Source organism: Sphingomonas sp. Xoc002, from assembly GCF_050408055.1.
Lineage (GTDB): Bacteria > Pseudomonadota > Alphaproteobacteria > Sphingomonadales > Sphingomonadaceae > Sphingomonas > Sphingomonas yabuuchiae.
Genome location: NZ_CP191175.1, coordinates 816,492 through 833,421 on the forward strand (window position 1 = coordinate 816,492; position 16,930 = coordinate 833,421).

General features: G+C 70.1%; 4 protein-coding genes. All 4 read right to left on the bottom strand.

The window, feature by feature from the left end; all coding sequences use genetic code 11:
• Positions 1-128: 128 nt before the first annotated feature.
• Positions 129-1,316: an HlyD family efflux transporter periplasmic adaptor subunit gene (locus ACQR50_RS04010; protein ID WP_428969871.1), complete on the bottom strand. Its 1,188-nt coding sequence runs from the start codon at positions 1,314-1,316 to the stop codon at positions 129-131.
• Positions 1,313-3,481, bottom strand: a complete 2,169-nt coding sequence (locus tag ACQR50_RS04015; RefSeq protein ID WP_428969872.1) for a type I secretion system permease/ATPase — start codon at positions 3,479-3,481, stop codon at positions 1,313-1,315. The genes ACQR50_RS04010 and ACQR50_RS04015 overlap by 4 nt, the downstream gene beginning before the upstream one ends.
• Positions 3,478-4,731 carry a TolC family protein gene (locus ACQR50_RS04020; RefSeq protein ID WP_428969873.1) on the bottom strand — a complete coding sequence of 418 codons (1,254 nt, stop codon included), beginning with the start codon at positions 4,729-4,731 and terminating at the stop codon, positions 3,478-3,480. The genes ACQR50_RS04015 and ACQR50_RS04020 overlap by 4 nt, the downstream gene beginning before the upstream one ends.
• Before the next feature lie 196 nt (positions 4,732-4,927).
• Entirely contained in the window at positions 4,928-16,897 is an 11,970-nt protein-coding gene (locus ACQR50_RS04025; RefSeq protein WP_428969874.1) for a BapA/Bap/LapF family large adhesin, read from the bottom strand.
• Positions 16,898-16,930 lie beyond the last annotated feature (33 nt).

Here is a 16,930-nt window from a genome sequence, read left to right on the forward strand (position 1 = left end):
GATTCCACGATGAGCCGGGGGATGATAGAAAGCGGCAAGATCCTTGGGCATGAGGTGATCCTTGGCTGAGGGCAATGGACGGTCATGTCCATGGCATGGCGGCGGATGGGAGGAGCGGGGCTGGCCGGTCATCGTTCGCGCAATCCTTCGCGGGCGCGGTTGAGCGGCTTGAGGAGATATTGCAGCACGGTCTTGCTGCCGGTGTGGATGTCGGCGGTGGCGATCATGCCGGGCACGATCGGAAAGCGCTTGCCCGCCTTGTTGACCAGCGAGTCCGCGGTCGTGCGCACGAAGACGCGGTAATAATAGACGTCCGGGTTCACCTCGTCGCGGATCGTGTCGGGCGAGATGCTGCTGACCTTGCCCTCCAGCCCGCCATAGATCGCATAGTCATAGGCGGTGATCTTGACGCTGGCGCGCTGGCCGGGGCGGATGAAGGCGATGTCGCGCGGCTGGATGCGCGCCTCGACCAGCAGGCGTTCGTAGAGCGGCACGATCTCCATGATCTTGCCGTTCGGGGGCACGACGCCGCCGATGGTCGATACCTCGATATTCTTGACCACGCCGCGCACCGGCGAGCGCAGGGTCAGGCGTTGCAGCGTGTCGGAGCGGCCGCGCACGACCGGGGCGAGCGCCTCCACCTCCTCGCTGACCTTGGCCAGGTCCTGCCGCGCCTCGACGATATATTGCGAGCGCAGGTCGGACTTCTTCAGGTCCAGGTCGGCGCGTTGGCGCTTCAGGCGCAGCACCTCGACATTGCTGGCGGCACCGACCTCGATCAGCGACTCGCCGATGCCGACCTCACGCCCGATCAGCGCCAGCGACTCGTCGATCAGCCCGATGGAGCTGGCAAGGCTGCGGCGGCGCGCGTCATAGAGTCGCTGTTGCTCGGCCTTGAGCGCGGGAAAGGCGTCCAGCTCGCGCGAGAAGGTCAGGGGGGTGCCGTTCACCTCCGCCTGCAACCGCGCCTGGGCGGCCAGCGCGGCGCGATACTTGGCGGCGCTTTCCTCGACGGTCGATCCGGCCTGGGTCGGGTCGAGCTGGGCGAGGATCTGGCCCGGCTTCACGATATCGTCCTGGCGAACGAGCATCTTGGCAAGGATGCCGCCCTCCAGCGATTGCAGCACCTGTTCGCGGCTGGTCGGCACGACGCGGCCGGTGCCGGTCGCCACCTCGTCCAGCTTGGCGAACCAGGCCCAGACGAGCAGGACGGCGAACAAGGCGGCGAGCGCCCAGTTCATCCGCTTGGCCGCGAGCAGCGGGGCGGCGCCCTCATCGGCGAAGGGCAGGTCGGCGGGATGGGTGAGCGCGGTCATGCCGCCTGACTCCGGCCGGTCTGGTTCTGGGCCGCACCCTGCATCGTCGCGAGCGCGGCGGCCTTGGGCTGGTCGAGCAGGATCTGGCCCTGATCGATGACGATGATCCTGTCGACCAGTTCCAGCACGCGCATCCGGTGCGTCGCGACGATGACGGTGCGGCCCTGGCCCCAGGCGCGGAAGCGGTCGATGAACAGGCGCTCGGCGGCCTCGTCCATCGCGGCGGTGGGTTCGTCGAGCAGCATGACCTGCGGCTGGCGGATCAGCAATCGGGCGAGCAGCAGCGCCTGTTGCTGGCCGCCCGACAGGCCCAGCCCGCCCTCCAGCACGACATGCTCCAGCCCGTCGCGCAGGCGCCGGATGAAATCGATCGCCCCCACCATGTCCAGCGCGGCGAGGATCGTCTCGTTGCTCGCCGTCACCGCGCCCATGGTCAGGTTCTCGCGCAGCGTGCCGTGGAACAAGCGGCTATTCTGGGTCAGCAGCGCGACGTCGCGACGGACATCGGCGGGGTCGATCTGGTGCAGCGCCAGGTCGTCGAGCAATATCTCGCCCGACACCGGCTGCAACATGCCCGACAGCCCCTGCAACAGCGTCGACTTGCCTGCGCCGTTGCGGCCGAGCAGCGCGATCTTCGCGCCCGCCGTGATCTCCAGCCTGGGCACGGTCAGCGCGGGCGGGGCATTGGGGTCGGCATAGGTGAACACCGCGCCGCGCAAGGAAAAGCGTCCGTCGACCGAGGGCAGGGGAATGCGATGCTCGGCATCCGGATTGTCGACCGGCAGGCCCATGATCTGGTCGAGGCTGTTCGCCGCGACCTTGGCATGTTGATAGCGGCCGAGCAGATGCGACACCTGTCCCATCGGTGCCATCATCCGGCTGGCCAGCATCGAGGTAGCGACCAGTGCGCCGGTCGTGATGTCGCCTGCGATCACCATCGGCGCGCCGACGAAGATGACGGTGGCGTAGACCGCATTCTGCACGCTCTGCGCCCAGGTCGACAGGCTGGCGGTCAGGCCGCGAAGCCGCAGCTGCGCCTCGCCCGCCACCGCATTGCAATGGTTCCACTGGCGCTGGAAGCGCTCCTCGGCCTGAAGGGTCTTGATGTCCTCGATCCCCTGCACCGACTCGATCAGCAGGGCGTTGCGCAGCGAGGTCTCGCGCATCGACTCGGTCGCATAGGCGCGCAGGCGGCGCTGGGCGAGCAGGCTGGGCAGCAGGAGCGCGATCAGCGCCACCACCGGCACCAGCGCCAGCGAGCCGCCGATAAAGGCCAGGATGACCAGGAACAGGAAGAAGAAGGGCAGGTCCGCCACCGCCGCGACGGTGGTGGAGGTGAGCATGTCGCGCACCTGATCCAGATCGCGAAGCTGCGCGATGAAGGTGCCCGTCGAGGTCGGCCGCGCCCGGTTGCGCACGCGCAGCGCATGGCCGAACACCACATCCGACAGACGCAGGTCGGCGCGCTTGCCCAATATGTCGGTGATCCCGACGCGCAGCCGCCGCAGCACGAAGTCGAACCCCGTCGCCAGAATGACGCCGATGAACAGGATGTAGAGCGTCGGCATCGACTGGGCGGGGACGACCCGGTCATAGACCTGCATCGAGAACAGCACCCCCGCCAGCCCCAGGCAGTTGGTCACGACCGAGGCGATGGCGACATGGCCATAGCCCTTCATGTCCTGAAGCAGCAGGCGGCGGAGCCAATGCTCCTCGAACGGGCGGATATAGTTGTCCACCCGAACATCCTTCGCCGAACGGGCGGGGCGGGGGACGACGAACATTCGCGTCTGTTCGACCAGGGTGGACAGCGGGCGCTGCGCGCTCTGCCCTTCCTCGCCCGCGACCGAGAAGACCGCCTGACCATCAGCGTCGATGCCGGTGATCAACGCCAGTTCGCCATCGTTCAGCCATGCGATGACCGGCAGTCGCCAGCTGGTCAGCCGCATCGCGCCGGGCACCACGAAGCGCACCGACAGGCCGCTCGCCCGCGCGAGCGCCCGGACGCGCGCCTCTTCGTCGCCGCCGCCCTGCCACAAGGTCGTCAGCCGCGCGCGCTGCTCGGCAAAGGGCATGCGGTAATGACGCGCGACCTGGCCCACCATGTCGATCCAGGCGAGCGGATCGGTCTGGGGCTGGGTCGGGGGCTGGGTCGGGCCGCTCACAGCGTCACGCCCCGGATCGAGGTGCCGGTCAGCCCGAAATCGTCACGCGCCCGGCCCGAATAATAAAGGCATTCGATCGCCAGCCGCCGCAGGTCGTGGGTGGTATTCACCGCATCGAAGCGCGCCTGCTGCAACTCCTGTTCGGCGTTGAGCAGGTCGACCAGCGTGCGGGTCCCCATGTCGAGATACTGCAGGCGATAGAGCTTGCCGGTTTCGACCATATTGTCCTGTCGTTCGGCCAGCGTGCCGAGTAACTGTGACAGTCCGGCGATCTGCTGCTGCGTGGCGGCCAGCGCCTGGCCCACCTCGTTGCGAGCGGCCTGTTCGGCGGCCTGGGCGGCGCGGACGCCGTAATCGGCGCTGCGCGCGCGGGCGCGCACGGCATTGCCGCCGAACACGTCGCTGCTGACGTTCAACCCGAAATTGTAAAGGCTGCGGTCGGAAAAGGGGGAGGCGACATCGGTCGCCGCATCGCCCGCCAGTGCGATGGTGGGCAGGCGGGCGGCATGGACGCGGCGGCTCTCCGCGCTGGCCTGTTCATATTGCGCCCGCGCGCGCATGATCGCGGGGATATCGGCCCATTCGACCGTGGCGGCGCGGGTGCAGCTGGCCATCAGCCAGTCGGGCACCGCCGGGTCGACCGCGGGCGATGTTTCGCGGCCGAGCAGAAAGGCCAGGCTGGTGGTCCAGCGCCGTTGCTCCGCCTCGATCCGGGTCAGCGTGGCCTCGGCGGCGGCGACGCGCGACTGGGCTTGAAGCGCGTCGGAGCGGGTCGTGGCGCCCTTGCCGAACCGCCTGTCGACCAGCGCGCTGATCTCGCGGATGCGGCCTAGCTGTTCCATCGCGATCCCGCGCAGCGCGGCGTTGCGCTGTACCTCGACCAGCGCGAACCCGGTGTCGCGGATCAGCCCGTCGACCGCCAGCAACAGGTCCGCCCGGCCGATCCGGGTGCCCGCGCGCGCGGATTCGACCGCGCCTGCGACCTTGCCGAAGTCATAGATCATCTGCGAGGCGGAGACCTGCGGACGGGGGCGCCACGCGCTGCCCAGCCGGTTGTCGTAACCGCTGCCGACGCCCGCGCTGATCCGGGGCAGATAGCCCGCTCGGGCAACCTCGATATCCTCAGCCCGCGCCTCGATAGTCGCCGTCGCCTGATCGACCGAAGGGTGCCAGGCCAGGACCTCGTGCATCGCACTTTCCATCGTCACGACGGCGGGTTCTGCCGCTGCCGTTGCCGTGATGGCGCTCATGGCGATCATCACCCTCCCGAACCGTACCGATCGCTTCTGGTAGCGTTCTCGCCACTCTCGCTTCATCGACCGCATTTTGGACCTCTCCTGACAAAGAGGCTGACTAAACTATTTAAAGAAAAGGGGATTGGACGCCGAAGAGAAACCCCTTCGGCGTCCGAAATCAACTCCGCTTTCGGATGTATGCGCAAGATGGTCAGACCAGATGCAGGGTGGCCAGCCTTTCCTGTTCGGGATCGACCGAAACGGTCAGATAGCCCAGCGGATCATGCATCACCGGGTCCTGCGCGCTGATGTCCGAAGCGCTTGGCATCACGGACGAATCACCCGTGTCGGCAAGAGATTCGCTCGGTAACGGTTCGCCTGCCGGGCTCTGCGCGTCGAGATAGTGGGACAGCACATCCTCGACGCTGCCCTGATCCTCCATCAGCGACAGCGCGATCTTGGCATCCGCCTGGTCCAGGGAGAGCGGCACCGCGTCATGACTGACCGCCAGCGTCATCGGCACCACGTCGCTGTGCACCTGCACCGGGTCCTCCAGCGCGAAGGCGGTGAGCGTCGTCGGGAAGACGGGGGCGACGCCGTTGTTGATGTCGATCGCCACGTCCAGCCGCGCGGTCGAGACCTGGCCGTCGGGCTGCACGATCTGATAGGTGAAGCGATCGATCGGATCGGTCGCGGCATAGGTCAGGTTGGCGAAGGGCTGATAGCGATACTGCCCGACCTCGTTGACGGTCAGCGTGCCATAGGTGCCGGTCAGGGTTCGGCCCGCATCGCCGATGTCCACGAACGTGCCGCCGACCAGCATCTTGATGCCCAGGAAATCGCTGCCCAGCGTATCGTTGGCCAGCAGGTCGCCGCTGACTGGCGTGGTGCCGGACAGGGCGAACCGGTCGAGATGGGTGACCGTCTCCGCGACATAGACATTGGTGGTATAGCCCAGCCCCAGGGTGTTGGTGCTGGTGACGGTGTAGTTGTACGTGCCCGAGGGCAGGTTGTTCATCGTCACGCTGATGCCCGAGCCGATCAACCCGCCAGCCCCGATCAAGGCCGTGCCGGATGCGGTACCGACGACCGCCCCCGCCGCATTGGTGACGGTGATGGTATAGCTGGGCACGACCGACAGGCCCGGTGCGATCGCCGCCGTCAGGGTGACGTTGGCCACGCTGTTCGCATCGACCGTGAAATTGTCGGTGATCTGACCCGTTCGCGCGCCGGTCAGCGCGATGGCCGTCGGGGTGGCGAACGACGTGTCGACCGTTGCCGGGACGGTTTCCACGACATTGACGAAGGTCGCAGCGGCGGTCGCCACGTCGTTGACCGCGATCGGAGAGCCGGTGATGTCCGGGCTGCCGATCGAGATGGTCAGCGTCGCGCTTTCCCGCTCGCCGTCGCTGGCGTCGAACAGGGTATAGGTGAAGCGGTCGGTCTTGCCGAGCACGGCGGCATCGGCATTGGGGGTATAGCTGTACCGGCCATCGCTGCCCATGATCAGCGTGCCCCATTGCCCGACCACCTGCGTATTGCCGGTGACGGCGGTCGTCACCCCGTTCAGCGTGACGCTTTCGACGCGGGTCTGCGGGCTGACCACATCGACCTGACCCAAGGGGCCGGGATCGGTGATGACATTGCCGTTCGTCACCGCCGGAACGATCTGCCCGACATCGGTGAAGTCCGAGTCCACGCCGGTGACGCTGAGCCCGCCGAGCAGGCCGACGCCCGCCGTATTGTCGAAGGTGACGAAGGCCCGGTACTGGCCCGGCACCAGATCATCGGCGGTGGCGACGAGATTGCCGCCGAGCAGGCTGACCTCCAGCAGCGAGGAACTGCCGCCGCCGTTCACCGCGACCCAGCTGGTGCCGTTGAACCGTTGGAGCACCACCGAATAACTGCTGGCGACGCCCAGCGACAGGGTGGCGTCATAGGTGAAGGTCGCATCCAGCGTATGGCCCTGTTGCACCGTGAACTGGACATTGGGGATGGCCAGAACCTGGGCATTCAGATTGACCAGTCCGAGCGAGACGAGCGCCGTGTAATTGGCGTTGCCCAGGGTTTCGTTGGTCTGCACGGGCACCAGGTCGACCTGTGCGGAGGCGACATTGTCGAAGGCGCTGATGTCGAAGGGCGCGATGACCGTGACCGTGCCCGACACATTGCCCGTCCCGTCACGGAGACCGATGTTCAGCGTCTCGCCCGCGAGTTGCGGCGTGGCGAGCGTGACGGCATAGGTGCCGCCGCCCGCCACCGTGCCGGTGCCGATGACGGTGCCGCCCGCGTTGCGCACCTCCACCGTGGTACCGGCTTCGCCCGTGCCGGTGACGATCGTCCCCGTGGCGTTGATCGCGGCGGTGGGGGTCGCTGGGGGCGTGATGTCCGGTGCGGCCAGCGGTGCCTGGGGCGAGACATTGCCCGCGGCGTCCGCCTGCGTGACGGTCAGCGCCTGGCCATTGGCCTGCGGGAGGAGCAGCGTGGCGGTGTAGGCACCGTTCGCATCGACGATCGCAGTGCCGACCAGCTGTCCCTGTGCGCCGAGGATGCGCACCGTCGCGCCGGGCTCGCCAGAGCCGGTGACGATCGTGCCCGTGCCGTTGATCGCAGCCACGGGCAAGGCCGGTGGCGTGATGTCCGGCGCGATCAGCGGGCTGGGCACGGAGGCGTTGCCTGCCGCATCCGCCTGGGTCACGGTCAGCGCCTGGCCATTGGCCTGCGCCGTGGTGAGCGTGACCGTGTAGCTGCCGTTCGCCGCGACGATGGCGGTGCCGATCGGGTTGCCGCCCGTGTCGCGCACGGTGACGGTCGCGCCCGCCTCGCCCTGACCCGTGACCAGCGTGCCGACGCCGTTGATCGCAGCGGTCAGCCCAACAGGCGCGGTGATGTCGGGCGTGCTGGCCTGGGCGATGGGCGAGACATTGCCCGCCGCATCGACCTGGGTCAGCGTCACGATCTGGCCATTGGCCTGGGCGGGGTTCAGCGTTGCGGTGAAGTTGCCGTTGGCATCGACCAGCGCGGTGCCGATGACCACGCCGCCCAGCCCCCGGATGGTGACGGTCGCACCCGCCTCGCCGGTGCCGGTCAGGGTGGTGCCGTTGCCCGACACGGTGCCGATGGGCGCGAGCGGGGCGGTCAGGTCCGGTGCGATGACGGTGGCGGGCGTCGAGACATTGCCTGCCGCATCCGCCTGGCTCACCTGCAGCAACTGGGCATTGAGCTGCGCCGGGGTCAGGGTCGCCGCATAGCTGCCGTTCGACGCCACGATGGTTGTGCCCACTACCGTGCCGCCGGGATCGCGGATGGTGACGGTCGCGCCCGCCTCGCCGGTGCCGGTCACGACGCTGCCCGTCCCGTTGATGACGGCGGTCAGGCCGACGGGCGCGGTAATGTCGGGCGCGGCGGCCTGACCAAGGGGCGAGACATTGCCTGCCGCATCCGCCTGGGTCAGCGTCACGATCTGGCCATTGGCCTGGGCCGGGGTCAGCGGAGCGGTGAAATTGCCGTTCGCATCGACGATGGCGGTGCCGATGACCGCGCCTCCGACACCCCGGATGGTGACGGTCGCGCCGACCTCACCGGTGCCGGTCAGGCTGGTGCCGTCGCCCGACACCGTGCCGATGGGTGCGAGCGGAGCGGTCAGGTCCGGTGCGATGACGGTGGCGGGTGTCGAGGCGTTGCCCGCCGCGTCCGCTTGGGTCACCTGCAAGACCTGCGCATTCAACTGCGCCGGGGTCAGGATCGCGGCATAGGTGCCGTTGGCGGCGACGACCGCCGTACCCAGCACCGCACCGCCCGCGTCACGAATGGTGACGGTCGCCCCCGCCTCGCCCAAGCCGGTGACGAGATTGCCCGCGCCGTTGATCGCGGCGGTCAGGCCGATGGGCGCGGTGATGTCTGGCGCTATGGCCTGCGCGAGGGGTGAGACATTGCCCGCCGCATCCGCCTGGGTCAGCGTCACGAGCTGGCCGTTGGCCTGGACCGGGGTCAGCGGGACGGCGAAATTGCCGTTCGCATCGACCACGGCGGTGCCTAGTACCGCACCGCTCAGGCTGCGGATGGTGACGGTCGCGCCGACCTCGCCGGTGCCGGTCAGGGTGGTGCCGTCCCCGGATACGGTGCCGATCGGGGCGAGCGGGGCGGTCAGGTCCGGCGCGATGACGGTGGCGGGCGTCGAGACGTTGCCCGCCGCATCGGCTTCCGTGACCTGCAAGACCTGCGCATTGAGCTGCGCCGGGGTCAGGATCGCGGCATAGGTACCGTTGACGGCGACGACCGCCGTGCCCAGCACCGTGCCGCCCGCGTCGCGGATGGTGACGGTGCCGCCAGCCTCGCCGGTGCCGGTGACCAGGTTCCCTGCGCCGTTGATCGCGGCGGTCAGGCCGATGGGCGCGGTGATGTCGGGCGCGGTGGCCTGCGCGATCGGCGAGACATTGCCCGCCGCATCCGCCTGGGTCAGCGTCACGAACTGGCCGTTCGCCTGCGCCGGGGTCAGCGGTGCGGTGAAATTGCCGTTCGCATCGACGATGGCGGTGCCGAGAATCGCACCCCCTGCGCCCCGGATGGTGACGGTCGCGCCGACCTCGCCGGTGCCGGTCAGACTGGTGCCGTCACCCGACACGATCCCTATGGGCGCGAGCGGCGCGGTCAGGTCGGGCGCGATGACGGGGAATGCGGGCGAGCCATTGCCCGCCGCATCGTTCTGCACGACGGTCAGCGGCTGGCCGTCGACCTGCGGCGTGGCGAGTGCGACCGCATAGGCGCCGTTCGCGCCGACAATGGCGGTGCCGAGCGTCGCGCCGTTGGCATCGAGCACCCGCACCGTCGCACCGACCTCGCCGGTCCCCATGACCAGCGAGCCGGTCGGATCGATCATGGCGGTGGGCGCATCGGGGGCGGTCAAATCGGGGGCGATGACGGTCGCGGGGGGCGAGACATCGCCCTCGGCATCGGTCTGGGTCACGCGCACCGTCTCGCCGTCACGCTGCGGCGTGGTCAGCGTCGCGGTATAGGTGCCGTCCCCGGCGACCTGCGCATTGCCGATCACCGCGCCATTCGCATCACGCACGATGATCGCGGCGCCGACCTGTCCGGTGCCCGAGACGCTCGCACCGTCGACGGCGATGATCGCGGTCGGGGCGCCGGGCGTGTCGTTGGGGATCAGGTCGGGTGCGATCGCATTACCGGCGGCGGAGACATTGCCCGCCGCATCCGCCTGGGTCAGGGTCAGCAATTGTCCGTTGGTCAGCGCGGTGGTCAGCGTCACGCTGAAGCTGCCGTCCGGGTTTACCGGCACGGTGGCGAGGACCAGCCCGACCGGATCGGTGATCGTCACCGTCGCACCGATCTCGCCCGAGCCGCTGATCACCGTGCCGTCGGCCGACACGGTCGCCACCGGTGCATCCGGGGCCGTGCGGTCGAGCGCCGTGACGGTGGTCGCGAGCGATCCGTTGCCCGTGGCGTCCGCCTGGGTAACGCGCAGTATCTGGCTGTCGAGCTGGGGTGCGGACAGGATGACGGTGTAGGCGCCTTGCGGCCCGACGATCCCGGTGCCGAGCACGGCACCGCCCGAGTCGCGCACCGTGACGGTCGCGCCGACCTCTCCCTGGCCGGTGACGATGGAACCCGTCGCATCCAGCGCGGCCACGGGGGCCGCGGGCGGGGTGATGTCGGGAGCGGCGACAATGGCCGGGATAGAGACATTGCCCGCCGCATCGGTCAGCGTCGCGCTGACCGTGCCGCCATCGGCCTGGGCGGGGTTGAGCGGTACGCTGAAGTTGCCGTCCGCGCCGACCTGGCCGGTGCCGATCACCGTGCCGCTGGCGTCACGCAGGGTAACGGTCGCGCCGACCTCGCCGCTGCCGGTGGCATTGGCGCCGGTGCCGTCGAGCGCGAAGACGGGGGCGAGCGGTGCGGTCAGATCGGGCGCGGTGGCGGGGCTGGGCGGCGAGGTGTTGCCCGCCGCATCGGCTTGCGTCACCTGCAGCACCTGGCCGTTCAGCTGCGGGGTGGTCAGGGTCAGGGCATAGTCGCCGGTGGCCGCCGCCGTGCCTGTACCGATGATCGTGCCATCGGGCGCGCGCACGGTGATGGTCGCGCCCGCCTCGGCCTGGCCGCTGACGATGATGCCGGTGGCGTCGACGCTGGCGGTCAACCCGATCGGTGCGGTGGTGTCGAGCGCGGTCAGCGCCAGCGGCGGCGACACATTGCCCGCCGCATCGGCCTGGACGACCGACAGGATCTGGCCGTTCAGTTGTGCGCTCGCCAGCGGGACGGAGAAGCTGCCATCGGCGGCGACCTGTGCCGTGCCCAGCACCTGACCGGCGGCGTCACGCACCGTGACGGTCGCGCCTGCTTCACCCGTGCCCGTCACCAGCGTGCCGTCGGCCGCGACGGTGCCCAGCGGTGCGAGCGGCGCGGTCAAGTCGGGCGCGGTGGCGGGGCTGGGCGGCGAGGTGTTACCCGCCGCATCGGCTTGCGTCACCTGAAGCACCTGGCCGTTCAGCTGCGGGGTGGTCAGGGTCAGGGCATAGGCACCACCGGCACCCGCCGTTCCGGTGCCGATGATCGTGCCATCGGGCGCGCGCACGGTGATGGTCGCGCCCGCCTCCGCCTGGCCGCTGACGATGGTGCCGGTGGCGTCGACGCTCGCGGTCAGCCCGATCGGTGCGGTGGTGTCGAGCGCGGTCAGCGCCAGCGGCGGCGAGACATTGCCTGCCGCATCGGCCTGGACGACCGAAAGGATCTGACCGTTGAGCTGTGCGCTCGCCAGCGGGACCGAGAAGCTGCCGTCGGCGGCGACCGTGGCCGTACCGAGCGGCTGTCCGGCGGCGTCACGCACCGTGACGGTCGCGCCTGCTTCACCCGTGCCGGTCACCAGCGTGCCGTCCGCCGAGATGGTGCCGACGGGCGCAAGCGGTGCGGTCAGGTCCGGTGCGACGGGCGCGAGCGGCAGGGAGACATTGCCCGCCGCATCGGCTTGCGTCACCTGCAGCGTTTCACCGTCGATCTGCGCAGGGGTCAACGGCACGGCATAGCTGCCGTTCGTGCCGACCACGGCGGTGCCGATGATGGTGCCATCGGGATCGCGGACGGTGACGGTGGCGCCGACCTCGCCCACGCCGGTTACGAAACTGCCGTCGCCGCTGATCGTGGCGGTCAGCCCGGTCGGGGCGGTAATGTCGGGGGCGGTCACCGCGACGATGGGCGAGGCGTTGCCCGCCGCATCGGTCTGGACCAGCTGAAGCGGCTGGCCATTGGCCTGGGCGGGGTTCAGCGTCACCGCGAAACTGCCGTCCGGGGCCACCAGACCGCTACCCAGCAGCGTGCCGTCGGCGGCGCGGATGGTGACGGTCGCGCCCGGCTCGCCGGTGCCGGACAGGGTTGCGCCCGCATCGACGACCGATCCGGTCGGGGCCAGCGGCGGGGTGGTGTCCGGCGCGACGACGCTGGCGGGGGCGGAGACATTGCCTGCCGCGTCGGCCTGGGTCACCTGAAGCGTTTCGCCATTTGTCTGCGGCGTGGTCAGCGTCGCATTGTAGATGCCGTTGGCGGCGATCGTGGCGGTGCCCAGCACCGCGCCGTTCGCATCGCGGATCGTCACGGTCGCGCCCGCTTCGCCCGAACCGGTGACGATCGCGCCGTCACCGCTGATCGTGGCGGTCAGGCCGGTGGGGGCCGTGATGTCGGGCGCGGTCAGCGGCGTGACGGGGGACAGATTGCCGCCGCGATCCGTCTGGTCGAGCAACAGTGCCTCGCCATTGGCCTGGGGCGGCGACAGCGGGGTGGTGAAGCTGCCATCCGCGCCGACCGTCACCGTCGCGATCACCGTGCCATCGGCGGCGCGCACGCGGACGGTGGCGAAGGGCTCGCCGGTGCCGGTCACGCTGGTGCCATCGGCGGCGATGGTCGCGAGGGGGGCCGGGGGCGCGGTCAGGTCGGGCGCCGCGACGGTGGCGGGCTGCGACGGGTTGCCCGCCGGATCGGTCTGCACCGCCGACAGGGTCTGGCCGCTGGTCTGCGGCGGGGTCAGGGTGAGGGTATAGCTGCTGTCCGCCGCCACGACCGCACTGCCGAGCAGCGTGCCGTTGCCGTCGACGATCCGCACCGTCGCACCCGGCTCGCCATTGCCATAGACCGCCGTGCCGTCCGCCGAGAGCGTGGCGACCGGCGGAGCGGGGGGCGTGATGTCGGGCGCGGTGACGGTGGCGACGGGCGAGACATTGCCCGCCGCATCGGCCTGCGTGACGGTCAGTGTTTCGCCATTGGCCTGCGGCGTGGCGAGCGGCGCGCTGAAGCTGCCATCGGCGGCGACGGTGACGGTGGCGAGCACGCTGTTGTCGGGCGCGCGTACGATCAGGGTCGCGCCCGGTTCACCCGTGCCGCTGATGCTGGTGCCGTCCGCGCTGACCGTCGCGACGGGGGTGGCGGGGGCGACGAGATCGGGCGTGACCGTCGCAGTTGCGGGCGAGGCATTGCCCGCCGCGTCGGTCTGGATCGCCGAAAGCGTCTGGCCGTTGGCGACGCCGATGGGCAGGGGCAGGCTGAAGCTGCCGTCGCTGCCGACCGTCACGGTGCCGACCGGCTGGCCGCCCGCATCGACGACCTGCACCGTGGCGCCCGGCTCACCCGTGCCGGTCAGCTGCGTGCCGTCCGCGCTTACGGTGACGACCGGCGCGGCAGGCGCAGTGATGTCGGGTGCGCTGACGCTAGTGGCGGGCGAGGTGTTACCTGCGGGATCGCTCTGCGTGACGGTCAGGGTTTCGCCATTGGCCTGCGGCGTGGTGAGCGGCAGGGTGTAGTTGCCCTGCGCGTCGACCGTGGCCGTGCCGAGCGGCTGCCCGGCCGCGTCGCTGACGGTGACGGTCGCGCCGGGTTCGCCGGTGCCGGTGATGCTGGTGCCGTCGCCCGCGATGGTCGCGGTCGGGGCGGTCGGCGCGGTGATGTCGGGCGCGCTGATGGTCGTGGCGGGCGAGGTGTTACCCGCCGGATCGCTCTGCGTGACAGTCAGCGTTTCGCCATTCGCCTGCGGCGTGGTCAGCGGCAGCGTGTAGTTGCCCTGCGCATCGACCGTGGCGGTGCCGAGTGGCTGGCCAGCGGCGTCATTGACGGCAACGGTCGCGCCGGGTTCGCCGGTGCCGGAGATGCTGGCGCCGTCACCAGCGACGGTGGCGGTGGGGGCAGCGGGTACGGTGATATCCGGTGCACTGACCGATGTAGCGGGGGAGGTGTTGCCCGCCGCGTCGCTCTGCGTGACAGTCAAGGTTTCGCCATTGGCCTGCGGCGTGGTGAGCGGCAAGGTGTAGTTGCCCTGCGCGTCGACCGTGGCGGTGCCGAGTGGCTGGCCAACTGCGTCGCTGACGGTGACGGTCGCGCCGGGTTCGCCGGTGCCGGTGATGCTGGTGCCGTCGCCCGCGATGGTCGCGGTCGGGGCGGTCGGCGCGGTGATGTCGGGCGCGCTGATGGTCGTGGCGGGCGAGGTGTTACCCGCCGGATCGCTCTGCGTGACGGTCAGGGTCCCGCCATTGGCCTGCGGCGTGGTGAGCGGCAGCGTGTAGTTGCCCTGCGCATCGACCGTGGCAGTGCCAAGCGGCTGGCCAGCGGCGTCACTGACGGCAACGGTCGCGCCGGGTTCGCCGGTGCCGGAGATGCTGGCGCCGTCACCAGCGACGGTGGCGGTGGGGGCAGCGGGTACGGTGATATCCGGTGCACTGACCGATGTAGCGGGGGAGGTGTTGCCCGCCGCGTCGCTCTGCGTGACGGTCAGGGTTTCGCCATTGGCCTGCGGCGTGGTGAGCGGCAGGGTGTAGTTGCCCTGTGCATCGATCGTGACAGTGCCGAGCGGCTGGCCAGCGGCGTCACTGACGGTGACGGTCGCGCCGGGTTCACCGGTGCCGGTGATGCTGGTGCCGTCGCCCGCGATGGTCGCGGTCGGGGCGGCGGGTGCCGTGATGTCAGGCGCGGTGACCGTCGTGGCGGGCGAGATGTTCCCCGCCGGATCGCTCTGCGTGACGGTCAGCGTCTCGCCATTCGCCTGCGGCGTGCCCAGCGGCAAGGTGTAGTTGCCCTGCGCGTCGACCGTGGCGGTGCCGAGCGGCTGTCCGGCAGCGTCACTGACGGTGACGGTCGCGCCGGGTTCGCCGGTGCCGGTGATGGCGCTGCCGTCGCCCGCGACAGTCACGCTGGGGGCGGCGGGAGCGGTGGTATCGGGGGCGCTGACCGAGGCGGCGGGAGAGGTGTTGCCCGCCGGATCGCTCTGCGTGACGGTCAGCGTCCCGCCATTGGTCTGGGGCGTGCCCAGCGTTAGGGTATAGTTGCCCTGCGCATCGACCGTGGCGGTACCGAGCGGCTGGCCAGCGGGATCGCGCACGGTAACGGTTGCGCCGGGCTCACCGGTGCCGGTGATGGCGCTGCCGTCCTCGGAAATGGTCGCAGTGGGCGCGGTCGGGGCGGTGAAGTCGGGGGCGGTGAGGGTGATGGTGGGCGAGACATTGCCCAGCGTGTCGCTTTGCACGACGGTCAGGGTCTCGCCATTCCCCTGCGGCGCGGCCAGCGTCAGGCTGTAGGTGCCGTTTGCGTCGACCGTCCCCTGGCCGATCGTCTGGCCATTGGCATCGCGTACGACCACCGTCGCACCGGGCTCGCCGGTGCCGCTGACCGTCGTCCCCTGCGTATCGATCTGGGCGGTGGGCAGCGGCATGGTGCCGGTATCGACGGCGTCGATCTGCGTGGTGGGCGAGACATTGCCCGCCGTGTCCGTCTGGGTCACGACCAGCACGCCGCCGCCCGTCTGCGCGGTGGTCAGCGTCACCGTATAGCTGCCATCGGCGGCGACGATGGCGGTGCCGATCTGCTGGCCGTCCGGGCCGATGACGCGCACGGTCGCGCCGGGCTCGCCCGATCCGGTCACGGTGGTGCCGTCTGCCGACAGGGTCGCGGCGGGCGCAGCGGGCGGCGTGATGTCGGGTGCGGCAAGGGTGACGGCGGGCGAGACATTGCCCGCCGGGTCGCTCTGCGTGACGGTCAGGGTGCCGCCATTGGCCTGCGGTGTGGTCAGCGGCAGCGTATAGCCGCCCTGCGCATCGACGATCGCGGTGCCCAGCACCTGCCCGGCGGCGTTGCGCACGGTGACGGTCGCGCCCGCCTCGCCGGTGCCGGAAACGCTGGTGCCGTCACCGTTGATGCTTGCGGTGGGCACGGCGGGCGGGGTGGTGTCAGGTGCCGTCAGGGTGGCGGCGGGGGAGACGTTGCCCGCCGGATCGGCCTGGCTGACGGTCAGCGTGCCGCCATTCGCCTGGGGCGTGGTCAGGGTCAGCGTATAGGCGCCCTGCGCACCGACGACGGCGGTGCCCAGCACCTGTCCGGCGGCATTGCGCACCGTCACGGTCGCGCCGGGCTCGCCGGTGCCGCTGACCGTGCGGCCGTCGCCCGTGATCGTCGCGGTCGGGGTGGCGGGCGGCGTGATATCGGGCGCCGCCGTCGTGGCGGGGGGCGAGACATTGCCCGCCGCATCGCTCTGCACGACGGTGACGGGCTGGCCGTTGGTCTGGGGCGGGTTGACCGGGATGGTGAAGGTGCCGTCGGCGCCGACCGTGCCGGTGCCGATCACATTGCCTGCGCCGTCGGTCACGCGGACGGTCGCGCCCGCCTCGCCGGTGCCGCGGATGCTCGAGCCGTTGGCCGTGAAGCTGGCGGTGGGCGTCGCGGGCGGCTGGGTGTCGGCGGTGGGGCCGCCGGGCTGGTTGCCGCCATTGCCGCCGCCGCCAGACACCGCCGCGACCAGACCGCCGACCCCGGCCACGCCCAATATGGCGGGCAGGACGAAGGACGAGCCGCCGCCCTCGCCGGTCGCCGCCGCGCCCATCAGGTCGTCGAGATCGGTGATCGCCCGGAACCGCCCCGTACCGCTGGCGGAAGGATTGGCGAGCCACTGGCTGCCCTGATCGTCGCGCAGCACGAGGTCGCTGATCTTGCCCTGCTGCTGGTCATAGAAATGGTCGATGCGAATGGTCTGGCCATCGGTCAGGCGGATGATCAGGTCGTTGCCCTCACGCTCCATCGTCGCGACCTGCGACCGGTCGATATTGAGCCGAACGACGCTGGGCGCGCTCAATTCGATAACGTTGGCGCTGGTCGTGGTGGTGGTGCCGGTCGCCTTTGCGATGATCTCGGTCTGCATGGCCTGTTCCTCCCATTGCATGTCGTCATGCCC

Coding starts and splice junctions, on each gene's coding strand:
- ACQR50_RS04010 (WP_428969871.1), bottom strand. CDS start 1,316: ATGACCGCGCTCACCCATCCCGCCGACCTGCCCTTCGCCGATGAGGGC.
- ACQR50_RS04020 (WP_428969873.1), bottom strand. CDS start 4,731: ATGAGCGCCATCACGGCAACGGCAGCGGCAGAACCCGCCGTCGTGACG.
- ACQR50_RS04025 (WP_428969874.1), bottom strand. CDS start 16,897: ATGCAGACCGAGATCATCGCAAAGGCGACCGGCACCACCACCACGACC.